This is a genomic window from Sinorhizobium numidicum (genome assembly GCF_029892045.1).
Classification (GTDB): domain Bacteria; phylum Pseudomonadota; class Alphaproteobacteria; order Rhizobiales; family Rhizobiaceae; genus Sinorhizobium; species Sinorhizobium numidicum.
Genome location: NZ_CP120367.1, coordinates 1,374,906 through 1,398,071, shown reverse-complemented (window position 1 = coordinate 1,398,071; position 23,166 = coordinate 1,374,906). Strand labels below are relative to the sequence as shown.

Below are 23,166 nucleotides of genomic sequence, written 5' to 3'. Positions count from 1 at the left end.
GCGATGCTTGATTTCACCGGCCTGGGTCTATGGTTGAACATTCCGGCATTCGCCGGCGCCGCAATTGCGGTCTGGATGGCCGGCGTCAGGATCACGCGCGATGCCAACATCATCGGCGGGAAGACCGGGGTGGGACAGGCGCTGATCGGTGTCCTATTGCTGGGCGGCATCACGTCCCTCCCGGAACTGGTGGTAGCGGTCACCTCGTCGCTCAGCGGCGATGCCAGCCTCGCCGTCAACAGCATTCTTGGTGGCATCGCCATGCAGGTGGCAATCCTTGCCCTTGCTGACGCCATGATCGGCCGGCGGGCCCTAACCTCAGTCATTCCCGATCCCGTCGTGATGCTGCAGGGTGGTTTCAAAATACTGCTCCTGTCCATTGTCGCGGCGTCGATCGTGGTGGGCGATAGCCCCGTCCTTTTCTCCGGCCTTTGGATGTGGCTGCTCATCGCCGTGACCGGCGTCAGCATTTGGGTCATGTCCCGGATGCAGCACGACAAGCCCTGGATCGCCAACGACGAGGAGATCACCCGCGAGAGGGAGAACGAACGGGCGCGGAAGGAAGCCGAGGGCGGCAAAGGGAAGTCCCTGCGCAAAGCGGTCCGGGGCGCCGCAGTGTGCGGCGGAGTCATCGTCTTCGCAGGTTACGTGCTTTCGCGCACCGGCGATGCCATCGCCGAAGCCAGTGGCCTGGGCCAGAGCTTCATCGGCGCTGTCGTGGTCGCGATCGCAACATCCCTGCCGGAAATGAGCACCGTGTTCAGCGCCACGCGGGCCGGCCTCTACACGATGGCGATGTCGGACATCTTCGGTACGAATCTCTTCGACCTTTCCTTCCTGTTCCTGATCGATCTCACGGGGGGTGCCGATGCCGTCATGAACGGAGTCGGGCGGTTCGAGACTTTTGCCGCACTGATGGCGATCACCGTCACGGCGATCTTTCTCGTCGGACTGAGCGAACGGCGAGACCGCACAATCTTCAGAATGGGCTACGACTCGCTTGCCGTTCTGACGGTTTACCTGACTGGTCTCATCATCCTTTATTTCCTGCGTGACAGCAGCGGCGGAGGCGGATGATGAACCTGCCCAATCCAGCTCCCCGGCCGGAGGGAGAGATTCAAGAGCTCGAACGCGTCTGGGCAACGCCGCATGGGTGGCGGCTTGTGACGGCGGTCAACAACACCGTGATCGGCCTTCTTTATCTCGGCGTCGCGTTCCTGTTCTTTCTGATGGCGGGAGTACTGGCACTGCTCATGCGCACGCAACTGGCCGTCGGCGACAACGACTTCATCGGCCAAGACCTCTACAACCAGATGTTCACCGTCCATGGCACGACGATGATGTTCCTGTTTGCCGTGCCGGCGCTGGAAGCGCTTGGCGTCATGCTGCTGCCGCAGATGCTCGCCGCGCGGGACCTGCCCTTTCCGCGTCTCAGCGCCTTCGCCATTTGGGCCTATGTGGTCGGCGGGCTGGTCTTCTTCTCCACGATCTTCTACGACCTCGCGCCGAAAGGCGGCTGGTTCATGTATCCGCCGCTGACGCTGAAGGAATATTCTCCGGGCGACAATGCTGATTTCTGGTTGCTGGGCATCGGCTTCATCGAGATCTCGGCCATTGCTGGCGCGATCGAAATCGTCGTCGGGGCGCTGCGAACACGGCCGCCGGGCATGTCGCTTGCCAAGATGCCGGTCTTCGTCTGGACGATGCTGATTTTCGCCACCATGATCATGTTCGCCTTTCCGGCGGTCATCCTGGCGACGATGATGCTCGAGATCGAGCGCTCCTTCGGCTGGCCTTTCTTCAGCGCAGCGCTCGGAGGCGATCCCCTGCTCTGGCAGCATCTCTTCTGGTTCTTCGGACACCCCGAAGTTTACATCATCTTCCTTCCGGCCGCCGGCCTCGTCTCCATGATCGTTCCGACCATGGCGCGCACGCCGCTCGTCGGCTATCGGCTTGTCGTCGTGGCGTTGATCGGCACCGGTTTCTTCAGCTTCGGGCTATGGGTGCATCATATGTTTACGACCGGAATCCCGGCGCTCAGCCTCGCCTTCTTCTCCGCCGCCAGCATGATCGTCGCTGTTCCTTCGGGCATCCAGGTCTTCTCCTGGGTCGCGACCATTGCGGCCGGCCGGCAGCGGTTTCGCATCACCACGCCGTCGCTGTTCGTGCTCGGGTTTCTCTTCATCTTCACCCTCGGAGGCCTGACCGGCGTGATGGTGGCCATGGTGCCGTTCGACTATCAGGTTCACGACACCTATTTTATCGTCGCCCATTTTCATTACGTCCTGATCGGCGGGTTTGTGTTTCCGTTGTTCGCCGCGTTTTACTACTGGGCTCCCTTGTTCACCCGGCGGATGCTCTCCGAACGGCTCGGCCGCTGGGTGTTCTGGCTGATGTTCACGGGCTTCAACGTCGCCTTCCTTCCGATGCACCTGACGGGCCTCAGCGGCATGCCAAGGCGCGTATGGACCTATCCCAGCGATATCGGCTGGGACATGTTGAACACAATTTCCACCCTGGGCTCCTACGTCCTGGCCGCCGGCGTCCTGCTCTTTGTTATCGACCTAATCGGAAATTCCCGCGCCGGAAACGGCGGCCTCGAAAACCCATGGGGCGCGGGCACTTTGGAATGGCTGCCGAACGACGTCTACTCCACCCGCAGCATTCCGCACGTCACCAGCCGCGAGCCCCTCTGGGATAGGCCGAGCCTGCCGCAGGAGGTGCGCGACGGCCATCATTATCTGCCCAATGCTCCAACAGGCGGGCGCGAGACGATCGTGACGTCACCGATCAATGCCCGCCCGCAATATGTCATCCAGATGCCGGGACCCGGATGGCCGCCCTTCCTCGCCGCGATCTTCACCGCCGCGTTTTTCCTGTTGCTGACGGTCAAGCTCGTGACGATTGCCACCATCTGCGGCGTGTTCGCCATCATCTTCTGCATTGTTTGGGGTTGGGGTCTCGATCCCGGACCGTCGAAGGGCAAGATCGACGTCGGCGCGGGCATCCGCCTGCCGACCTACATGACCGGGCCGGCCTCGCATTCCTGGTGGGCCATGGTCGTTCTGATGCTGGTGGCAGGTTCCCTCTATGTCGCCTATGTTTTCTCCTACTTGTTCCTCTGGCTGGTGTCGCCCGACGTCTGGGCGCCGGCGGGGTCACCGGCGCCGCCTGCGATCGGCTGGCCCCTGTCCTCGGGCGCGCTGCTTTTGGGCGGATCGGCCATAGTATGGCTGGCGAGCCGTTCGCTCCACAGGGTCTCGGCGTCGCGTGTCCTAACGTCGGCGGCTCTGTTGTTATCGCTCGCCTGCCTGACCGGCGCGTTTGCGCTCGAAATCGAGGGGCATCTGGTGACTGGCCTGGGCCCCGATGACAATGCGTATGGCGCGATGGTCTACCTCGGCGCTGTCCTCTTCGGGCAACTGGTTTTCGCACTCGTGATCATGGGACTGTTCACCATGGCCCGGCATCTGGCCGGCAAGCTGGATGCGCAGCGGCGCGTGACTTTCGACAACTATATGCTGCTCTATCATTACACCGTCGGACAGTCCCTGTTGGGGCTCGCGCTGACCCATGGTTTTCCGCGGCTTATTGGATAGGTGGGTGATGAAGGACGCAGGCAATGAGACGCCCATAGCCCGCGCGATCCTGTTCTTGCTGATCGGACCAATCTCATGGGGGGGACATTTTTTTCTCGTCTACGCCTTTCAGTCGGTGACCTGCGCCCTTCGCGGCGGCAATTACTTGGTGATGTCGCCGGCTGTCGTCGCGGCGGGGGTGATCCTGCTCACACTTGTCTTCGCGCTGCTGCTTCTGCTGGCTTTGCGGTTTCCCAGACCGGTCGCGCGGATGCTGCGATACGCGCCTAGCGGAAAGGACAATCAGGAATTTTCCATTCACGTCGCGCAACTCCTGATCGTATTGTCGTTGGTAGGGGTCGTGTGGACCGGGACGGCGGTCCTGTTGCCCGATGCATGCGGCCAATTGAGATGACGGGTCACAGCCGGTCGGTTTTTTCAAGCAGCAAGTTGCTGATCGAGTCTTGTGCGGTCGCTGTCGCAGCTCGCGCTGCGGTTCTCAGACCAGTTCCGCCAGCGCCATGATGGTCAGAAATCCGGCGGCATTCGCGATTGCCGATGACTGCTGAAAATGATGCGACTCCGCCTCGGGAACGAGATCGGTGATAGTAAGATAGAACATCCCGCCGGCGCCCATCGCAAAGAGAAAGCCCAGGGCTGCTTGCGGTAAGCCCTTCAGCAGGAACCATCCTGCGACGGCCGAGGTAAACAGGGAAACACCGATCAACGAGGTCCAGGCGAGGATCCGCCGACGTGCGCCACCCTTGTTCTCGTCGCTGAGGACCAACTCACCGATGCTCATGGCCTCGCTCAAGTTGTCAATGCAGATCGCAAGCCCGACTATCGCTGCCACTGCCGGGTCAAAGGTCGCTCCGACGCCGATCGTCACGCCTTCGATGAGTTCCTCCGCGCTGGTGCCTCCAGCGAGTACCGCAACATCACTGCCGCGAGGCTTCTTGCGCCGGTGCATGCGATCAACTTGCTGCTTCTGTTCCGCTTCCGGTCCGGCCATCTGCCAACGATTGACGTAAAGGTCGAGGAGGTAAACGAGCGCGAGGCCAAGCGCAAAGCCGGCCATCGTCAGCGGGAGGGGCGTAAGCTCCAGAGATTTTGGCATCATCTCGAAAGCGATGGTGCCGATGAGAACGCCGGCAGCAAAGCCGACGCCGATCGAAAGGAGCAAGCTTGATGGTCTGAGCCAGATCGCCAGATAGCCGCCGAGCGGTGAAGCGAGAGCGGCGGCCGATGCGATTCCCAGGATCATCAGGAAGTGGTTGTCCATAAGGCGAACTCGCCACGCCGGGATTGTTGTCGAGCGATAACCGTCATGCTGCCAGTTTGTTTCATCGCGCATGCGACAAGCGACGACTGCGAACACCCGCCCTTGCCGTTGCATCCGCGGGAGAAAAACCAGCGCCAGCGGGTTCATGCCTACGGCATGTTTCCTTAAATCGGAGCCGATTCAAGGAAACAGGCAGCAATTCAAAGTGCTACAGCGACTTCTGGGGAATTTGCGACGAGTACGATCGCATTTCATGGCGATGGATGCGTCTGACTGGTTAAAACTTGATCCCCGCCAGTGCAAAGAAAGCCCCTAGAGCGTTTCCGTGTTTGATTGAATCGTTGCCGATTCCCGAATCGTCGTTGTTGTGATTCATATGTGGACGCCCCTATGGCAAGGGCCTTTTGTCGGGGATGGTTTGATCGGTTGCTTTCATATGTCCGGCCTGTTTGTGCGGCGTAGAGTTTGACCGCTGGCGCTGATGGAAATCCGCCGGTGAGGTCCCTGATCAAGCTGGCGCGCTTTTGAAGCGCATTGAATCAGACGGGTTGGCCTCACCATTGGCTCGATCGTTACACATCATCGACTGCCGTTACCAATTCGGGTTGTCTGGGATCGAACTCAGGCCGTCAGCTCATGAGCCCTATAAGCTTCCTTTCGGGTCAGTACGACCCATGCGATCCGCGGGGTTGTTGGCGAGCGCGACGGAGACGAGCCTGAACGGCTTTTTCTCCAAGAGCTTTCTGATCCAATTCGCCATGGGTGTTGCCTTGTCCTTCGTGTGACGGATGACGGCGGTAGCACCGACAACCAGCAATCGGCGCAAATATCGGTCTCCTTGCTTGGAGATGCCACCGAGCTGGGTTTTGCCCCCTGTCGAATGCTGTTGCGGCGTCAGGCCGAGCCAAGCGGCAAATTGCCGACCTGAACGGAATTGATCGGGATCGGTGACGGTGGCAGCAACAGCCGTGGCCGTGACTACGCCGAGGCCGGGGATCGCTGCGAGCCTACGACTGGCTTCGCTGTCGACATGCCAAGCGTGAAGTTGCTGATCCAGCACCGCAATCTCATCGGTAAACACCATGATCTGCCGGATCAGAATATCCAGCGAAGTGCGTGCATAAGAAGGTAGGCCGTCCTCATCGGACAGCGCTTGCTGCGCCAGCTTGGCCAGATTGGCAATGCCGGGATTGGCGACAAGGCCGAATTCTGCCAAATGCGCCCGCAGCGCATTTGCGACCATGGTGCGCTGGCGAACGAGCAGCGCTCGCGCGCGGTGGGTCATGAGAATGCCCTGCTGCTCCACCGTCTTCACAGGCACGAACCGCATCGTCGGGCGCTGCACGGCTTCGCAGATTGCTTCGGCATCCAGCGCGTCGCTCTTGCCACGCTTGACATAGGCCTTCACATAGGACGGCGGGATGAGCCGGACCTCGTGCCCCATCGCCGCGAGCGTGCGAGCCCAATGATGCGCTGTTCCGCACGCCTCCATCCCGATCAGGCATGATGGTAGCTTTGAGAAGAAGGGCAGCATCTGCTTCCGATGCAACCGCTTCACGAGCACGGTGTTGCCTGTCTCGTCGATGCCATGCGCCTGAAACACGCTCTTGGCCAGGTCCAATCCCATGATCGTGATCTTCATCGTGAATGCTCCTCTTGCTGCTTCGGATGACAGGCCGGCATCATAGCCGCAGCCGGTGCGGGGGCGTCCACATCATCAAGATGCTGGCTGGAAGGAGGCCAGCATTGGATGACGCGACCCTTATCGAACGACCTTCGCGACCGCGTTTTGGCAGCGGTTTTGAGCGGCGAGACCAGCCGTGTGGTGGCGGCGCGCTTCGGAGTTGCCGTCTCGTCCGTGGTGAAATGGTCGCAGCGCTATCGTGCGACCGGTTCTGGCGCACCGGGCAAGATGGGCGGGCATCGCAAGCGTATTCTGGAACCGCATCGCGCTTTCATTGCCGAGCGGCTCAATCAGAACCCGCATCTGACGCTGCATGGCTTGAAGGATGAACTGGCAAGACGCGGCGTCACGGTCTCCCACAATACGATCTGGGAATTCATCCGGCGCGAGGGACTGCGCTTCAAAAAAAACCCTGTTCGTCCTTGAGCAAGCCCGCGCCGACATCGCTCGCAGGCGGGAGCGATGGAAGACCTTTCAGCGCAATCTCGATCCTGAGCGGCTGGTGTTTATCGACGAGACCTGGATCAAGACCAACATGACGCCGCTTCGAGGCTGGGGACCAAAGGGCAAGCGCCTGCGTGCCTTTGCTCCGCACGGCCACTGGCGGACGCTGACCTTCCTCGGTGCCTTGCGCAGCGATCGGCTGACTGCTCCCTGTGTCTTCGACGGACCGATCAACGGCCAGTGTTTCCGCGCCTATGTCGAGCAACAGCTCGTGCCCGCGCTCAAACCCGGCGATATCGTCATCATGGACAATCTCGGCAGCCACAAATCGGCAGCTATCCGGCAGATCATAAAGGCGGCCGGTGCACGGCTCTGGTTCCTGCCGCCCTATTCGCCGGATCTCAATCCGATCGAGCAGGCTTTCTCCAAGATCAAGCACTGGATGCGGCAGGCCCAGAAGCGAACCGTCGAAGACGCCTGGCGACACATCGGAGCGCTCGTCCAGACAATCGAACCACACGAATGCTCAAACTATCTGGCCAACGCAGGCTACGCTTCCGTCAAAACATGAAACGCTCTAGTGCTGCTGCATGGCGTACCGGGACTTCGAGTTGGTCCAGATCGACGGCATCGCAAACGCTGCCCACAACCCCGCTCCCTTGCGCAAGCCTTCGCTGACATCCATCAAGCATATCAATTGCTGGATCCAATAAAATGGCAAGACGGGCTGGGGCCGCCTCAGCGTTCCTCCGGCGGCTTGAGATGCCGGAACTGTGTCAATAACAGCAGATCGTAGACGATCTTCAGCGCACCGCAGACGAGGAGCGGCCATGCCCGAAACGAGGCAGCAAAAAGAACGCCCGCCAGGGCAGGACTCGCTGCGGCGGCGAGGCTGCGCGGTACCGATGTGAAGCTCGCGGCGGCCGCCCGCTCCGCCTCCGTAACAACTGCCATCACGTAGGACGACCGCGTCGGCACGTCCATCTGCGAGAGGGCGGCGCGAATCAGCAGCAGGATCAGCACCACGGGCAGGGTGGGGGCGAGAGCCGCCAGCATCAAGGCGATGCTGGACGGAATATGCGTGAATACCATCGTATTGATAAGCCCGATGTGCCGGGATAGCCAAGCGGCTACCGGGAACGAGAACGTCGAGAGCACGCCCGCCCAGAAGAAGAAAACGCCTGCCTCCGAGAGCGAGAGGTCGAATCGCTCGAAAAGCCACAAGGCGAGCAGTGACTGCACGACGAAGCCCCCGGCGAAGGCGTCGAGACTGAAGAGGGCCGCAAGCTTGAAAACAATATGGCGCGAGGGCCCAAGCGCGGGCGCTGTGCCGGGGTCCGGTGCCGGCCGATGCTGCGGGATGCGCGTGTAGAGAAAGCCACCGAGGAGGCCCAGAAGCGCGTAAAGGATGAACATAGCCTTGATGCCGGCAAGTCGGTCCACGCCAACAGCGGTCAAAAGGTCCGGTGTTGCCGCGGCGAGTGCCCCTGTTGCCGCTGCGAGCGCGCCCACGAGGCTGTAGCGCGCGAACATCCTGGTTCGTTCCGCGTCGGTCACTTCACGGGTGAGCACGGCGTGCTCCAATGGCACGAAAACGCTGACGCTGCCGGCCGAAGGGTTGATGGTGCCGGCGAACGCGATGACCAGGAGCAGCGCGTAATCGTGGACGACAGCAAAGGCCACGCCGGTCGCGATCATCAAACTGGCGGCGGCGAGCAAGAGTTGACGGTGGTCGTGCTGGGCACCGAGGAAGCCGACGGCTATGGTCAGCAGCGCGGAACCGAGGAGCGACGCGGTCGCAATGACGCCGACCTGCAGGGGAGTAAATCCAAGCGCGAGCAGATAGATCGGCAATAGCACGGCAACAAACCCGTCGCCGAAATCGCGCAACGCACGCGCCGAAAAGAGAAAATTCGCCGGTTGAATCCGCTGCACTGGTCAGGTCTCGATCGTCAATCGCCAGCCACGGCGCCGGCATTGAAAGATGGTGTCGGAGGCGCTCCTGATCCCTTTGCTGAGCTCCCAGAGAGAGACCCTTTCCCGCAGCCACTCGGCGTCTTATTCACCCGCCGTCTACGGAACAACCGGTCGGAACGTCACAATAATGCATAGAGCAGACCCGCCAGCGCGCAGGCTAGAAGTGTCGCGATTACCGACGCATGGAATCGGAAGATCGCCAGCGCAGCCGCAATCGTCAGTACCAGCGACGGCAGGACAAGTGAGGTCGCGACAGGAACCTCTAGGATGAGCCCTGCTAGGTTCCACGTGACGACCTCCGAAAACAGCGTGTGCAGGCCAAACCAGACCGCCAGATTAAGAATGACCCCGACGACGGCAGCGGTGATCGCTGACATGGCGCCGGTCAGCGCGCCATTGCTCCGCAGTCTTTCGATGAACGGTGCCCCGAGGAAGATCCAAAGGAAGCAGGGAACGAAGGTGACCCAGGTCGTCAGAACCGCGGCAAGCGTCGCCGCCGTCATCGGGTGAAGGGTACCTGGGTCCCGGTAGGCTCCCATGAAGCCGACGAACTGAACGACCATGATCAGCGGTCCGGGCGTCGTCTCGGCCATGCCGAGCCCGTCGAGCATCTCTCCGGGTTTCAGCCAGCCATAATGCTGGACCGCTTCCTGCGCGACATAGGCGAGAACCGCGTAGGCTCCGCCGAAGGTCACGACTGCCATCTGGCTGAAGAACAGCCCGATCTGGGTGAAGATGTTATCCGGCCCGAGGAAAGCCAGGAGCAAACCAAGCGGCACCAGCCAAAGTGCAAAGAAAATCGCCGAGACCCGAAGCGACCATGCCAGATTGGGCCGCGCATGCGCCGGGATCTCCTCGCCGAGCAACGAATCTTCGTCCTTCAGAACTGGGCCGGACCCCGCCTTGTGGCCGCCGCCGATCCGGAAGAGCGGCGAGCCGGAGCGGCCGCCGACATAACCGATGATGCCGGCCGCCAGGATGATCAGCGGGAACGGGACCCGGAAGAAGAAGATGGCAATGAACGCGGCTGCGGCGATGCCGATCATCAGGCGGTTCTTGAGCGCCCTGCCGCCGATCCGGAAGACGGCATGCACGACGACCGCCAGCACGGCCGCCTTCAGGCCGAAGAACAGCCCTTCGACGACCGTGACATTGCCGAAGGCGGCGTAGATATAGCTCAGTCCAAGGATCGCAAGGAATCCTGGAAGAACGAACAGAGTGCCGGCGACAAGCCCGCCGGCAGTTCTGTGCAGGAGCCAGCCAATGTAGACCGCGAGCTGCTGCGCTTCGGGGCCGGGCAGGAGCATGCAGTAATTGAGGGCGTGCAGGAACCGATGCTCGCCGATCCAGCGCTTCTCGTCGACGAGGATGCGGTGCATGACCGCGATCTGTCCGGCGGGACCGCCGAAGCTCAGAGCCGCAATCCTGGCCCAGACTCCGACTGCCTCGCCAAAGGAAATGCCGTGGCCGTATGATTGCCGCTCCAGACCTCTGGTGGCGGTGTTCTGTGCAGCCTCGGTCACATCATGTTCCTTTTTTCGGCGAGGGCCAGTTATGCGTTTCGTCGGTGGCGTCCCGGCACCAACGGTAGAAAGCATCATAGAGAAGCAGCCCAGCCTCGAGTTGTTCGTTATCGTCCGCATACATGCGCGAAAGGCCGAGCGACGCCGCCAGCAGTCCGGGCGCCTCGGGGGTGAGGTCCAGGCGGGCGGTATCCGCTCCTCGCACGATCGTAGCGAGCCGCAGCAGCGGTCCCGTTTTGAGCCCAAATTCCTCGACCATGACGTCAAATGTGCAAAGCTCGCCGCGATGACTCCACCGGATGGGGGCATCGATATCGAAAGCCGTTGCGCGGAAGCGCTCAGCGACCGTTTCGACCTCGGATGGCGCTACGAACAAGAAGACCGCCTGCGGATCGACGAAGCGGCGGATCAGCCAAGGGCAGGCGATGCGGTCGATCTTCGGCCGCGACCGTGTCACCCAGACTGTGCGGCCCTGCTCATCCCGCTCGGGCAAGATGGCGGCAGGCACAACCGGATGTCCGGCCTCGACCCAGGCTTCGAAGCCACCCTCGAGCACGTCGGCTGAAATGCCGGCGTGGCGGAGCCAGGCGGCGACACCGTAGCTAAGCTTCTTGCCGCGATGGCATATGACGACCGCGGACTGGCCGTATAGGTCTTCGATCCATTGCTGCACCTCGCGATAATCGCGCCGGAGTGAGCCGGGGATCAGCCGCGGATCGGCGTCGAAGTCCTCGTCGACTCGGACATCAATGAGAGCTGGGCAATTCGGAGTGCCGATAAGGCGGTTAAGTTTGTCGGGGGATATTTCAAGTAGTGACGGCATGACGCGTCCTCCGTTTCAACGGTTGATTTGGACGCGATGCTTCGGCTGTCGCCTCGTGGGGTGATCGCGACCCCATGCACGATGTTTTCCGCTGTTTGACCGGCCCTGTCAAGAGCCTGCTGCGGGTCTCCACGAAGCAGACTCTTTCGCATCGCGACCCAGAATGAGGAGGGCGAGGTACTCCACTCGATACACTGGCCGACGAGCCGAACGTGGTTCGGTCAGCCGGTAAGTGAGCGCTGGGCTCGCATGACCGGTTTTTTACTGAGCTGTTACATCATTTGTGGTCGGTGCCACGCCGACCCCGCTCTTTCCCGCTCTGATGAGACCTTCACGGAGGTGTTGGACATCGGATTCCTGAGCGTAGTGCATCGTTGCGAGAAGTGACTCTATGTCGAATTGGGGGGCGAGCGCTCGAACCTTCTCCAGATGCGCCGCGGCGGCAATCTCGTCACCAAGCCAGCCGTAGCATGCGGCCACGAACGCGTGCTGGACGTAATCCATGACCGACAGGTGCATGAATGCTTCGATTGCCTCGCCATACTGACGCGCGGAGAAATGGGCCTTTCCGAGATGGCTCCAAAACCGCTCCGGATGATGAGGATTGAGCCGCATTGCCTTGCGGATCCATTCGATTCCCTCCTCGGGCCGCCCCAGCCACGTCAACAACTCGCCTTGCTGAACCACCACAAGATCGTAGTTGGGGTTGAGGGACAAGGCACGTTCCTGGTGATAACGCGCCGTGGTGAGGGCATTGTTGTTCACGTTGACCGCGGCGAGGATCCGATGCACGTCGGCATCGTTGTCGTCGAGCGCCAGCGCCTGGTCCAGCTCAGCAACGATTTCGGCCCAAACCGCGTCCTTGTCTTCGCACCAGCCATGGACCCAGGCCTGGCCGAGAATGCATGCCCGCCATGCATGGGCATGGGCATAACCGGGGTCGAGCGCCACCGCCCTGTCTATCAGAAGCTGCGCCTGCTCATTGTCCGCCACAGTACCTCTGTGGTGCAGCACCTTGGCGGTGAGCGCACACTCATATGCGGCCATGTTCGCCGGTTTCGTCCGTGCAAGCTGGTCGCGCTGGGCCGCCTCGACGCGCCCGGGAAGAGTGGCTGCTATCGCCGCCGTCACTTCGTCCTGGATCGCGAATATGTCGTCCAGCTTCCGATCGTATTTGTCTGCCCAAATATGAGCGTCGTTGGCTGCATCGATGAGCTGGACCGTTACGCGCACCCTGTCGCCGCTCTTGCGGACGCTTCCCTCCACCAGGTATTGAGCCCCAAGCTTTTCCGCGACTTCGCGCGCGTTGACGGCCCGGTTCTTGTAGACGAAGCTGGAGTTGCGCGAGATGACGAACAGCTCGTGACGACGGGATAGTTCGGTAAGGATGTCTTCGGTCAGACCGTCCGCGAAAAATTCCTGATCGGGGTCGCCGCTCATGTTGATGAATGGCAGGACCACGATCGAAGGTTTCGCGACAGATCGCTTCGTATCTATGTCATCTGGCTGAGAGGGCAGGGCAGACCCCTCGAGCCCGATACGAAAGAGATGAACAGGACGGCTTATATTCTTGAGCGTCTTCTCTCCCAAATCCTCGATGGCGACTTCGAGACGGTCGGCAATTTGTGTCGCCACCGCGGCGGTGATGCAGACGCCTCCGACGTCGGCCAACTGCTCGATCCGAGAAGCAATGTTCACACCGTCACCAAAAATATCCTCGTCGTCAAAAATAATATCGCCAAGGTTGATGCCAATTCTGAATTCGATCCGCCGATCCTGAGGCACGTCCGAATTGCGCCGCTTCATCCGCTGCTGGATCTCCACGGCGCACTTCACCGCATCAGTCACGCTCTGGAACTCGACGAGCATGCCGTCACCCGTCGTCTTGATGATCCGGCCCTTGTTCTTCGCAATCGCTGGGTCGATCAGTTCTATTCGGTGGGTTCTCAGGCGGGCGAGCGTGCCTGCTTCGTCGGTCTCCATCAGCCGGCTGTAGCCTGCCATGTCGGCTGCCAGGACTGCGGCTAGTCTCTGTTCCATTTCATTTGCCAATAAAACAAATAGAAGTGTTTTCCTCGAGAAGCGCCAGATCGAGCCGAGTTCGGTACGCACTTGCGCGGCATCCGGCCCCCTAATCTCAATCGATTCTACCGCACTGCATGGAAATCGACCATCTAAATTAGCGACTCATTCCAGAACGTGGCGCAGGTCGAAGGTCAAACCTCGGCTATGGGAGGCCCGGGCCTTGGCGCAAGAAGTGCGATAGTTTGACTCGCCCAAATCGACGGATCCTTGATTTGGGGTTAATGCAGGCGGGTAACCGCCACTCTGGCAGGTGCAGGCCGAACCCAGGTGCTGCTCTGCCAAAAGCTCCATGCGTTGAAGCGCGTTTAGCCGCCGAACATGTTTCTCAATAGCCCCGCTGAAGTTATGGCGACTACAACGGTCGGAAGCACCGACAGCCGCGTTGCCGCCAACAGGGTAATGGCCAGCGCCAGGAGATCCGCCGGGCGCCCTGTGACGAAGTCGGGGGCAATCACCGTTATGAGAACGCAACCTGGAGCGCTTTCCATGACAGTGCTCAGACGCGGACTCAGGGCTCGGTTGCGCAAGAACAGATATCCGCAGATGCGGGTCATGTAGGTGACGCTCGCCATCAGGACGATGGCCAGGATGTACATTGGATCAAGCATCGGAGCGTGCGCAGAAAAATGCTGACAGAACGCCGGACACTGCTCCAGCGGGAACGTACCAGGCACCAGGAAAGAGAACGTAGGTTGTCCCGGCGATGATTAGGCTGACTAGCCACGGACGGGCAGCGACCGCCCCCTTCCACATCCCAGCCAGCATCACCAGAAAAACGGCTGGAAACGCCATATCAAAGCCATAGCGGGTCACATCTCCGAGGAAGGGACCTACAAATGCACCCACTGTGGTGAAGATGACCCACGTCGAGTAGAGACCCAGGGCGACGCCAAAAAAGTAGCCGAGGCTCAGCACCGTCGCCGACTTCTTCGCGTCCGCCAGCCCCATCGCCCAGCTCTCGTCGCACATAAAGAACAACGTAACCAACGCCTTCCTTTTCGGCAGGTGGCGGATGAACGGCGCGAGTGCCGCCCCCATCAGCAGGTGTCGGCTATTGACGAGAAATGTGATCGCCACAATCAGAAGAACGTGCGGCGGTGACGTCCAGAGTTCGACCGCGGCAAACTCTGACCCACCACCGAAATTCAGCCCGGTCATCAGAGGAACCTCGACAATACTGAAGCCTCTCTCGGCAGCCTGAGCGCCCAGCACCAGCGCAAACGGCACGAAGCCAACCATCACGGAATTGAATCCCTTAGGCCACGCCATCCCTCCCCACGCCTCGTCGCCCGGAGGTTGTCGCTTGTTCAATCACACTCACTCACCTGTAGAAACCTCATCCGTTGCTTGGTGCGACGCCGTCGCTTCGCCCGAACAGCAAAGCCAATGCTTGCTCGAAGGCCGCATAAATAGGCCAGATCACGCGCGATTTGGTTGCTTATTCGGCTCGTTTTCCCGATACTTTGGCATCTGACATCAATATTAGGCTCAAACGTAACATTCGGTGCCAATGAAGCTCGACTCGATAGATCGCGCGATCCTCCGCGTCCTCCAGCAAGACGGGAAGATTCAGAACACGGAATTGGCGGCCCGAGTGGGGCTTTCTCCTTCACCGTGCCTGCGGCGGGTCAAGATGCTGGAGGAGGCGGGTATCATTCAAAAGTATCTCGCCATTCTTGATGCGGCGAAGCTCGAAATGGGTTTCACCGTCTATGCCCGCGTATGGCTTACCAGCCAGGACCAAGAGACGGTGATCCCGTTTGTGGAGGCAATCAAAAGGCTTCCTCAAGTCGTTGAGTGTCACCTTATGGCCGGTGACTGTGACTTCCTGTTGAGAGTGGTGGCCCAGGATCTCGAAGGATACAGGCGGTTTCAGGTCCAGCATCTCGGGCGCATCAAGGGTGTCCGGAACATCAAGTCGGAAATCCCAATGCAGAAAATCAAACAGTCGTGGGAAGTGCCGATCTAAGTTCCTCACGCATGCTTTGGGCGAAAAGCGAGAATACGTCGAATCAGAAGAACTTCCGTTTTGGTCGGTTTGCCGGCCTCAGTCTTAGCCTCAACTGGACAAGGCGCGCATCACCATGAAACCTGGCATTGCCGTCAGAAGGCCGAGCCTGTGTTGGTGGTTCCCGGAGCGCTCTGCACAGGCACGTCTTCGTCACGCCGTAGCGGTTTAGGCCCTCGCTCCGATTCGGCTCTTTCGACTAGGCTCGGCACGTGGAACTTCCGGCGGTAGTCGCCCGGTGCCATTCCCGCCAACCGGCGAAACAGTCGGCGGAACGAGGCCGAATCCTCATATCCAACCTCGCGTCCAACGGCTTCAACGGGCGCGGAACTGGTCTCCAGCAACTGCTTGGCCTCCTCAATGCGCAGCGCCTGGACATAGGCCAGCGGAGAATAGCCAGTTGCGGCCCTGAAACGCCTGTCGAAAGTGCGCTTGGGGAGACCCGATCGGCGCACCAGCTCGGCGACAATGTCCGGCCGTTCATAGTTCTGGGCAAGCCATGTCTGGCAACGCAGAATGACACCGTCGCGATGATCAACGTTCGCAATCATGGAAGCATAGGGTAGCTGGCCATCGCGGTGCCATTGATAAAGGAACAGCTTGGAGATCCTGATGGCCTCCTCCGTACCGCCATATTTGGCGATGAGCAGGAGCGTGAGATCCTGCCAGGATGAGGCTCCGCCCGAGCAGATCATGCTGTGGCCAGGCCCGGTCTGCACGAGGATGCGATCCGCGTAGAGGGCTACATTGGGGTATTGGCGGCGGAACAGGGGTACGTAGCTCCAGTGCGTGGTGGCCTGCTGTCCATCGAGCAGGCCGGCCTCCGCGAGGACCAGCGAGCCGCCGCATGCCGCATAGAGCTGGGCACCACATGCATGCATGCGCCTGATCCACTCCAGCAGGCGCCGATCCAGTGCGCGCAGGCTTTCGGCCGTTTCGACCATGACATTGGGCACGAATACGATATCGGTGTGCGTTACCTCGGCGATCGTGTCCTGCGGGATAATGCTGACGCCAGTGACGAGTTCCAGCGGACCAGGCTCCGCACTGACAAGGCGCGGCTCGAATAGCGGCTCGCCGGGCAAGCCCTTTATGGAATTCCAGAGCCTGCCGGCGGCCCACAATGTGTCGAACACCCCGTAGATAATCGACGGGTCACATTCAGGGAACACCACCAGGCTCACGTGAACGCGTTTTCTGCTCATTGGCCGGACCCGATTGGCTCAACTGGCTCGCTGCCGGCCATTCTGCCTCTCACGCGGCTGCGACGCCAGTTTTATGTAGATCTCCATCAGTGAGGGGTATTGTAAAACACACGTGGAGGGAGCCGAACCATGAACCTGGACATGACAAAACTCGAACCGCTGCTCGGGATGATGGTGAATGAGCTCGGCGCGGCCGCGAATGCCGCGCTTGTGCTGATCGGAGACAAGCTCGGGCTCTATCGCACCTTGGCCAGTAGCGAACCGCTGACCCCGGGCGAGCTTGCCGAGAAAACGGGTACCCACGAGCGCTACCTGCGCGAGTGGCTCTCGTCCCAGGCCGCCTCCGGGTTTGTGACGTATGACGAGCGCTCGGGAAGATTCGCCCTCTCGCCCGAGCAGGCGGCCGTGTTCGCCGATGAAGAGAGTCCAGTCTATATGGCGGGAGGGTTCTATTCGCTCGCCGCCGTCTTTGCCGACGAGCCGAAACTTACGGAGGCCTTCAAGACCGGCAGGGGCGTCGGCTGGGGCGAGCATTGCAATTGCCTCTTCTGCGGCACGGAGCGGTTTTTCCGCCCGGGCTACAAGGCCCATCTCGTCACCGAATGGCTGCCGGCGCTGGACGGCATCGTCGAGAAGCTGGAGCGCGGCGCTAAGATCGCCGATGTTGGCTGCGGCCACGGAGCATCGACCATCATTATGGCAGAGGCATTCCCGAAATCGGAATTTGTCGGCATCGACTTCCACGAGGCCTCGATCGTCCACGCAAGGGAGCACGCGAAGGGCCTCGCCAACGTCCGCTTCGAGACTGCACGCGCGCAGGACTTTGCGGGATCAGACTATGACCTCGTCACAATATTCGATGCGCTGCATGATATGGGCGATCCCGTTGGCGCTGTAGCGCATGTGAGAGAGACGTTGAAGCCGGACGGCACTCTGATGCTCGTCGAACCGAGAGCCGGCGACAGCCTGGAGGAGAACCTCAACCCGGTCGGGCGCATCTACTATGCGTTCTCGACAAGCGTGTGCGTTCCGGCGTCGTTGGGGCAGGAAGTCGGTGCGGCGCTGGGCGCGCAGGCCGGCGAGAAGCGCCTTGCTGATGTCGTCGGTCGCGGTGGGTTCTCGCGCTTTCGCCGCGCCGCTGACACGCCCTTCAACATGGTCCTAGAAGCAAGGCCTTGAAAAAAGGCGAGGATGAATTTTCTGGAAGAGCGGGCGGCTCTCTCAGGGCAGACCACAAGGGAACCGAGGTATCGGCCCGCTTTCGGCCTGTGATTGCCCCAAGAGAGTTCGCGACCACCAGGTTTATCGAGGCTGTTCCGCCCGATGCCAGGCAAGTCGATCAGCTACTTACAAGCGGCGATCGGAGCCGCGCCAGAGTGCAAGGTGTGCGAAGGCGGACGGCAATGTATCCCTTGTGATCGGTTGCGGATCTCCCATGATAAGCATCAGCGTCATACAGGTCTTTAATGACGAAGTAAGAATTATACTATAATTAGCCTCTTTATACGAGAACGTTGCCGATCCCGCCCGCTTAGGTGGCGGACTTGGTGCATGATGCGGAACGTTCCGCGCCGGTACGTCCGGCATCTCCCATGCCGCATCGTGGAACCGTGTCCCTGTAAAAATGACAGGCAGTTCGGCAAGCTCTTCCGATGCGGCTCGACCGTATAAGTGGAGAGGTTTCATGAAACTGAATATTGCGCGTGGTCTGATGATCTTCGGGGCGATCGTCACCGCAGGCTTGATGATCTCGATCGGGATCAAGACATATGCGTTCAACAAGTTGCGTGTAAACGGACCTGTCTATACCCAAGTTGTCTATGGCAAGGACCTGATCGCCGATATCCTGCCGCCACCGCTATACACAGTCGAATCCTATATGCTGGCGATGGAGGCGGTCTCGAGTCCCGAATTCGCGAAAGCAAACCTCGACAAGATCGCTACGTTGAAATCCGCCTATGATGACCGGCGCGCCTATTGGCAATCGTCGACCGCTCCGGAACCATTGATGGCGAAGCTGGAGAACGATGTGCTCGCCAAGGCAGATCTCTACTGGCGGGTAATGGAGAACAAGTTTCTCGCGCCGTTCCGCAACGGCGATCCGATCTCCGCCGGGCATGCGATGGCGGAGCTGAAAGCAAGTTTCCATCACCATGAGACTGCCGTAAATGAGCTGGTGGCCATGGCGGATTCCTTTCTCAAGGAGCAAGAGGCCAGCGCCGCTTCGGACACGGACACGCTTTCAGCGGCAGCGATTGCGAGTTCGGCCATTTCCGTTTGTCTTCTGCTGTCCGGTCTTTGGTTCTTCAGTCGTCACGCGGTGCAACCGCTCGCCGAGATGTCGTCCTACATGCAGAGGCTGGCCGATGGCGACTACAGCGGAAACGTGCCCTATGCCGAGCGTTCGGACGAGATCGGCGCGGTTGCCAAGTCCGTCGCGATTTTCCGGGAAGCGGCGATCGAGCGCCGCAATGCACGCCAACGGGCGGACGAGGAGCGACGCCAGCGGGACGAGCAGGAGGCGGTTCTCGGACGACAGAAAGCAGCCGAGGAGGAAAGCCGGCAGCAGGTCATCGAACACCTCACCCGGGGGCTGGAACGCCTGTCGACCGGCGATCTCTCCATCCGGATCGCCGAGACCTTCGCCCAGGAATATGACGAGTTGAGGAGCGAATTCAACGGCAGTATCGAACGCCTTGCCGAGACCATTTCCAGCGTCTTGCACACCACCACGAGGCTGCGTACAAATTCTTCGGAAATCGCCGTCGCAACCGACGATCTGGCGAAGCGGACGGAGCAGCAAGCCGCTTCGCTGGAGCAGACGGCATCCGCTTTCGACGAGATAACCGTGGCGGTGCGCAATTCCTCGGAGCGCGCTCGGGAAGCGGGCCTCGTCATGGCGGCGGCGAAGGATGGAGCTGAGAAATCGGCGACCGTCGTGCGCGACGCCGTCGTCGCCATGGAGCGTATCGCCGGGTCATCGACGCAAATCCGCCAGATCATCAACGTCATCGATGAGATCGCCTTTCAGACCAATCTTCTGGCACTCAATGCCGGTGTCGAGGCCGCGCGTGCGGGAGAGGCGGGCAAGGGCTTCGCTGTCGTCGCCCAGGAGGTGCGCGAATTGGCAGGCCGCTCTGCCAAAGCGGCCAAGGAGATCAAGACTCTGATCGAGACATCGGCGCGCGAAGTCGCCGGCGGCGTGCAACTCGTCAATCGGACCGGTGAAGCATTGGCCGGGATAGAGGGGCACGTACTGCAAGTTACGGGCTTGATCGGCACCATCGTCACCGCCGCCGACGAACAATCGGCCGGCCTCTCGGAGATCAACGCAGCGCTTCACCGGATGGACCAGATGACCCAGCAGAATGCCGCGATGGTCGAACAGACCAACGCCGCCTGCCGAGCACTCAGCGACGAGGTGCAGGACCTCGATCGAGTCGCAGGGCAGTTCCAGGTGACAAAGCGAGATCAAGTCGTCGCAAGGAAGGCCGCGTGATGATTGCAGTAACGCTCCTGTGACAGCGCCAGATCACGATCTTTTGCCTGCTCTGCAGCGACGTCAACTCAAGGCAGCAAGCTCTTTTTCTCGGGAAAGACCACATTTCAAGGGGCGCTCCCGATTTAACCGGTCCCAGCGCAAGAGCCGCTCGAGCGTATCGGGGAGAGGGCGATGGCAAAGTCCATTCCGATGTGCTTTTTCCGTGTCGACCTGCATAAAGTAGCGGAAGGACGGCATTGCAGGTACCATCAACGGCAATTCCGACCACGCCTGAATGCCCGCTTCCGCAAGCTTCCGCTCGTCCACCCAGACCAGTTCCGCATCCGATCCTGAAACGCGGATCGCTTCCTCCAGAAGCGCAGACAACGGCATCGGCCGCCCGGTCACGTTGTAGACGCCTGAAAGCTCCGATACCGCAGCGTGAACAGCAAATTCAGCGGCGTCGCGCGCGTCGATCAACTGAATAGCGCGTTCTCGCGGCGCAGGCGCCGGTATCCTCCCGCCCTCGTCGATGCGGCGCATCCACCATGTTAGGCGGTCGGTGTAGTCACCTGCCCCGACCAACAACCCCGATCGCAGCAGGATCGCCTTCTCGCCCAGCATCTGCTGCGCCGCGATTTCACATGCGCGTTTGAGAGGCCCATAGGAGGGCCCATAGGCGATTGCGTCGGCACGGCTGCCGGGCGCGACATTCCGCGCGACTTCGAGATCAGCCTCATCTGCCGTGGCGACCGGTTCGGTTTCAGAAAGCCCCGGCGTCGAGAAATCGCCATAGGCGGAAATCGATGAGACAAAAACATATCGCCGGATGTCCGGTCCCGCGGCGCGCAGCAGGCCTTTAACGGCGTCGGGTGCAAAGGCGCAGGTGTCGAAGATGAAGTCGAAGCGCTCGTTCTCCAGCACATCCAAAGGACCATGTCTGTCACCCTGCAGCACGCGTGTCCCGGCAGGCAGGTGCCGCTTCGTTTCTCCGCGCGAAAGGATGGTGACAACGTGACCTGCATCGGCTGCAGCATCGACGATAGCGCCGCCAAGAAACCCTGTGCCGCCCAAGACGAGTGACCTCACGATGCGCCCTCCTGCCTGTTGCCGAACGCGTAAGACCTACTGCATGTTTTCTTAAATCGGAACCGATTTGAGAATAAAGACATACAGCAATTCTAAAGTGCTACAGCGACCTTTGTGCGTCTGAAAAGATGCACGGGGCTGTAGTGTCCTTACGATCGACGCCAAGACATATTGGTTTTGCGCCCTGTGGATTCAGCATGGCTGGCGAGCCTATGCCGGTTCAGCCGTAGGCAGCTTCGGAACCCGAAGCCATCCTGAAGAGTTGAGGAGACGCCTGCAATACACGTGCCTATTGGGAGGATGCGTGATGAGATCTAGCCGCAAGAATTCTCTCCTGACCGGACTCGCCATAGCTGCCATCTTGGCGACGAGTCCCGTCTTGGCCGAAACATTGAAATTCAGGGCCGACCTGAGGGGATCGAGTGAGGTGCCGCCTGCCGACAGCGCCGGCACTGGAACGGGCGACGTTGCAGTCGACACCGAAACCAAGAAGCTGACATGGACGGTGAACGCTAGCGGTCTTTCTGGGAACCCCACTGCCGCGCATTTTCATGGGCCGGCGGCGGCGGGCGAGAATGCCGACCCGGTGGTCGATATCTCGGGCGCCATAGCTTCCGGATCTGCCGACATCACCGATCAGCACCTGGCGGACTTGCAAGCTGGAAGGTGGTATCTCAACATCCACACGGAGAAGTTCCCGGACGGAGAGATCCGCGGGCAAGTGGAAAAAGCACAATAGAGCTGTGGTAGGCTGTCACGTTCTCTGGCCTGTGCCGAACTTCGGGAGACAGCTCGGGACGGTGTCGTGAGTGACGACATCCAGACCGGACAACCGGGCGCGCGCCCGTCGTCATCGTGTGCGGTCAGCAGATCGCGAACCGCTTTGTCCCGGCCTGCGGCACCTGGCACCTCGGCGTGAAATAGGGATACTTACTCACCATTGCGAACGCGCTGACGGTAGCGTTCGCGATCCTCTTCGGTGGCCGCTGTGGAAAGGTCTTGCCCCGGTTCGGATCGGCGCGCGAGTGGTTCCCATGGTCGGCCGGGGTTTTCTAGCATCCACAGCTTCTTCGCCCGACGATCAATCTCCCGGTCTTCCATTGCGGCCTCAAATCAGTTTGGTTGCTCAACGGCGCCGCCGACCAAGAGCATACCTTGCTGAAGCCTTCATGGGGAGATGGCGAACCAAAAGTCCGATGAGATAAACAACTATCGCTGACCTTCAGCGCAGGAAGAGGATGCAGCGGCGGAAGCGGTGCTTGGGTCGTGCGTGTTCTGGCTACCCGCGAAGCCTATTTCGTCGCCATGCTCGCGACCAGATCGCTGAACCTCTCGCCCTGTATGCCGACATGCGCCCGCAACAGGCGGCGGGCCTCGTCCCCGTCCCCGGCAAAGATGGCGTCGACGATGGCACAGTGCTCGGAGAACGACGTTGACAGGCGATTGCGCACGCGCAGTTGAAGCCGCCGGTAAGGGCGCAGGCGCCGATGCAATTGAATGCACTGCTCCTGCAGAAAGGCGCTCCGGCTCGCAGTATAGATGGCCTTATGGAATTCCTCGTTGTCGTAGTAATAGGCATCACTGTTTCCAGCCTTGGCTGAAAGCTCGCAGCGCTTGTGGGCCGCCGCGATCGCTTCGCGCGCGTCCTCATCCAACCGGCGGGCGGCGAGAGATCCGGCGAGCCCCTCCAGTTCCGCCATGACCTCGAACATTTCGTAGACGCGGTGCGGCCCTGGATCGATCACGACGGCGCCTCTGCGCGGGCGGATTTCTATCAGGCCGATAGCGTTGAGCTGCATCAACGCTTCGCGAACCGGTGTTCGCGACACTCCGAAGCGGTTGGCAAGCACCGTCTCGTCCAGCCGCTCGCCTGGGGCAAACTCGCCGGAAAGTATTGCATCTTCGATCTCATCCCGAAGCCATCGGCCTACATTTTCGGACATTAGTTCACTTTCTTCATACATGAACGCCATTCTTGTATACACGA

18 protein-coding genes and 1 pseudogene are annotated in these 23,166 nt (G+C 60.5%); 8 read left to right on the top strand and 11 right to left on the bottom strand.

Annotated features, from left to right (window positions below; translation table 11 throughout):
* The first annotated feature begins 3 nt into the window (after positions 1-3).
* From PYH37_RS06650 to PYH37_RS06640, 3 genes are read left to right on the top strand one after another with little or no spacing between them, the layout of a single operon-like run.
* Positions 4-1,077 (top strand): sodium:calcium antiporter, encoded by a 1,074-nt coding sequence (locus PYH37_RS06650; RefSeq protein WP_280730650.1) that lies wholly within the window; start codon positions 4-6, stop codon positions 1,075-1,077.
* On the top strand, positions 1,077-3,599 hold the full coding sequence (ctaD, locus tag PYH37_RS06645; protein WP_280732427.1) for a cytochrome c oxidase subunit I: 2,523 nt from the start codon (positions 1,077-1,079) through the stop codon (positions 3,597-3,599). The genes PYH37_RS06650 and ctaD overlap by 1 nt, the downstream gene beginning before the upstream one ends.
* Before the next feature lie 4 nt (positions 3,600-3,603).
* Positions 3,604-3,993 (top strand): hypothetical protein, encoded by a 390-nt coding sequence (locus PYH37_RS06640; RefSeq protein ID WP_425336046.1) that lies wholly within the window; start codon positions 3,604-3,606, stop codon positions 3,991-3,993.
* Positions 3,994-4,077: 84 nt separating this feature from the next.
* Here the strand turns inward: PYH37_RS06640 and PYH37_RS06635 are convergent, their stop codons facing one another.
* A complete protein-coding gene (locus tag PYH37_RS06635) occupies positions 4,078-4,860 on the bottom strand; it encodes a ZIP family metal transporter (RefSeq protein WP_280730649.1) in 783 nt (260 codons plus the stop codon).
* 621 nt (positions 4,861-5,481) lie between these two features.
* Positions 5,482-6,502, bottom strand: a pseudogene (locus PYH37_RS06630) (IS110 family RNA-guided transposase).
* 108 nt (positions 6,503-6,610) lie between these two features.
* On the opposite strand from PYH37_RS06630, the gene PYH37_RS06625 reads away from it, so the two are divergent.
* A protein-coding gene (locus PYH37_RS06625) for an IS630 family transposase (RefSeq protein WP_280730648.1) occupies positions 6,611-7,559 on the top strand; the annotation gives its coding sequence in 2 pieces (ribosomal slippage) (positions 6,611-6,946 and positions 6,948-7,559; 948 coding nt in all).
* Between the two features lie 167 nt (positions 7,560-7,726).
* On the opposite strand, the gene PYH37_RS06620 is transcribed toward PYH37_RS06625, so the two are convergent.
* The 6 genes from PYH37_RS06620 to PYH37_RS06595 form a co-directional block, all read right to left on the bottom strand.
* Positions 7,727-8,923 carry an MFS transporter gene (locus PYH37_RS06620; RefSeq protein ID WP_280730647.1) on the bottom strand — a complete coding sequence of 399 codons (1,197 nt, stop codon included), beginning with the start codon at positions 8,921-8,923 and terminating at the stop codon, positions 7,727-7,729.
* A 161-nt stretch (positions 8,924-9,084) separates the two neighbouring features.
* The gene (gene chrA / locus PYH37_RS06615; protein WP_280730646.1) at positions 9,085-10,488 is read right to left on the bottom strand and encodes a chromate efflux transporter; all 1,404 of its coding nucleotides are present in this window, start codon (positions 10,486-10,488) and stop codon (positions 9,085-9,087) included.
* A 1-nt stretch (position 10,489) separates the two neighbouring features.
* A complete protein-coding gene (locus PYH37_RS06610) occupies positions 10,490-11,311 on the bottom strand; it encodes a chromate resistance protein ChrB domain-containing protein (RefSeq protein ID WP_280730645.1) in 822 nt (273 codons plus the stop codon).
* Between the two features lie 261 nt (positions 11,312-11,572).
* Positions 11,573-13,351, bottom strand: a complete 1,779-nt coding sequence (locus tag PYH37_RS06605) for an adenylate/guanylate cyclase domain-containing protein (protein WP_280732425.1) — start codon at positions 13,349-13,351, stop codon at positions 11,573-11,575.
* Positions 13,352-13,701: 350 nt separating this feature from the next.
* Positions 13,702-14,004: an AzlD family protein gene (locus tag PYH37_RS06600; RefSeq protein ID WP_280730644.1), complete on the bottom strand. Its 303-nt coding sequence runs from the start codon at positions 14,002-14,004 to the stop codon at positions 13,702-13,704.
* Complete coding sequence (locus tag PYH37_RS06595) at positions 13,997-14,635, bottom strand: AzlC family ABC transporter permease (RefSeq protein WP_425336076.1); 639 nt, start codon at positions 14,633-14,635, stop codon at positions 13,997-13,999. The genes PYH37_RS06600 and PYH37_RS06595 overlap by 8 nt, the downstream gene beginning before the upstream one ends.
* 271 nt (positions 14,636-14,906) lie before the next feature.
* Here PYH37_RS06595 and PYH37_RS06590 point away from each other — a divergent pair, with 271 nt between their 5' ends.
* Entirely contained in the window at positions 14,907-15,365 is a 459-nt protein-coding gene (locus PYH37_RS06590) for an Lrp/AsnC family transcriptional regulator (protein ID WP_280730643.1), read from the top strand.
* 134 nt (positions 15,366-15,499) lie between these two features.
* On the opposite strand, the gene PYH37_RS06585 is transcribed toward PYH37_RS06590, so the two are convergent.
* On the bottom strand, positions 15,500-16,609 hold the full coding sequence (locus tag PYH37_RS06585) for a GlxA family transcriptional regulator (protein WP_280730642.1): 1,110 nt from the start codon (positions 16,607-16,609) through the stop codon (positions 15,500-15,502).
* Between the two features lie 129 nt (positions 16,610-16,738).
* Here PYH37_RS06585 and PYH37_RS06580 point away from each other — a divergent pair, with 129 nt between their 5' ends.
* Positions 16,739-17,788, top strand: coding sequence for a class I SAM-dependent methyltransferase (locus PYH37_RS06580; RefSeq protein WP_280730641.1), 1,050 nt, complete (start codon positions 16,739-16,741; stop codon positions 17,786-17,788).
* A 505-nt stretch (positions 17,789-18,293) separates the two neighbouring features.
* A complete protein-coding gene (locus PYH37_RS06575) occupies positions 18,294-20,108 on the top strand; it encodes a methyl-accepting chemotaxis protein (RefSeq protein WP_280730640.1) in 1,815 nt (604 codons plus the stop codon).
* 63 nt (positions 20,109-20,171) lie between these two features.
* Here PYH37_RS06575 and PYH37_RS06570 read toward each other — a convergent pair whose 3' ends face one another.
* Entirely contained in the window at positions 20,172-21,179 is a 1,008-nt protein-coding gene (locus PYH37_RS06570; protein WP_280730639.1) for an NAD-dependent epimerase/dehydratase family protein, read from the bottom strand.
* A gap of 379 nt (positions 21,180-21,558) precedes the next feature.
* Here PYH37_RS06570 and PYH37_RS06565 point away from each other — a divergent pair, with 379 nt between their 5' ends.
* Complete coding sequence (locus tag PYH37_RS06565; protein WP_342394619.1) at positions 21,559-21,918, top strand: CHRD domain-containing protein; 360 nt, start codon at positions 21,559-21,561, stop codon at positions 21,916-21,918.
* A 553-nt stretch (positions 21,919-22,471) separates the two neighbouring features.
* On the opposite strand, the gene PYH37_RS06560 is transcribed toward PYH37_RS06565, so the two are convergent.
* A complete protein-coding gene (locus PYH37_RS06560; RefSeq protein WP_280730637.1) occupies positions 22,472-23,122 on the bottom strand; it encodes a GntR family transcriptional regulator in 651 nt (216 codons plus the stop codon).
* Positions 23,123-23,166: the final 44 nt, after the last annotated feature.

Excerpts from the sequence above, each read along its gene's own strand:
- PYH37_RS06595 (WP_425336076.1), bottom strand. The coding sequence starts at position 14,635 with ATGGTTGGCTTCGTGCCGTTTGCGCTGGTGCTGGGCGCTCAGGCTGCC.
- PYH37_RS06560 (WP_280730637.1), bottom strand. The coding sequence starts at position 23,122 with ATGTCCGAAAATGTAGGCCGATGGCTTCGGGATGAGATCGAAGATGCA.
- PYH37_RS06575 (WP_280730640.1), top strand. The coding sequence starts at position 18,294 with ATGAAACTGAATATTGCGCGTGGTCTGATGATCTTCGGGGCGATCGTC.
- PYH37_RS06600 (WP_280730644.1), bottom strand. The coding sequence starts at position 14,004 with ATGCTTGATCCAATGTACATCCTGGCCATCGTCCTGATGGCGAGCGTC.
- PYH37_RS06610 (WP_280730645.1), bottom strand. The coding sequence starts at position 11,311 with ATGCCGTCACTACTTGAAATATCCCCCGACAAACTTAACCGCCTTATC.
- PYH37_RS06590 (WP_280730643.1), top strand. The coding sequence starts at position 14,907 with ATGAAGCTCGACTCGATAGATCGCGCGATCCTCCGCGTCCTCCAGCAA.
- PYH37_RS06650 (WP_280730650.1), top strand. The coding sequence starts at position 4 with ATGCTTGATTTCACCGGCCTGGGTCTATGGTTGAACATTCCGGCATTC.
- PYH37_RS06580 (WP_280730641.1), top strand. The coding sequence starts at position 16,739 with ATGAACCTGGACATGACAAAACTCGAACCGCTGCTCGGGATGATGGTG.
- PYH37_RS06635 (WP_280730649.1), bottom strand. The coding sequence starts at position 4,860 with ATGGACAACCACTTCCTGATGATCCTGGGAATCGCATCGGCCGCCGCT.
- PYH37_RS06585 (WP_280730642.1), bottom strand. The coding sequence starts at position 16,609 with ATGAGCAGAAAACGCGTTCACGTGAGCCTGGTGGTGTTCCCTGAATGT.
- ctaD (WP_280732427.1), top strand. The coding sequence starts at position 1,077 with ATGAACCTGCCCAATCCAGCTCCCCGGCCGGAGGGAGAGATTCAAGAG.
- PYH37_RS06605 (WP_280732425.1), bottom strand. The coding sequence starts at position 13,351 with ATGGAACAGAGACTAGCCGCAGTCCTGGCAGCCGACATGGCAGGCTAC.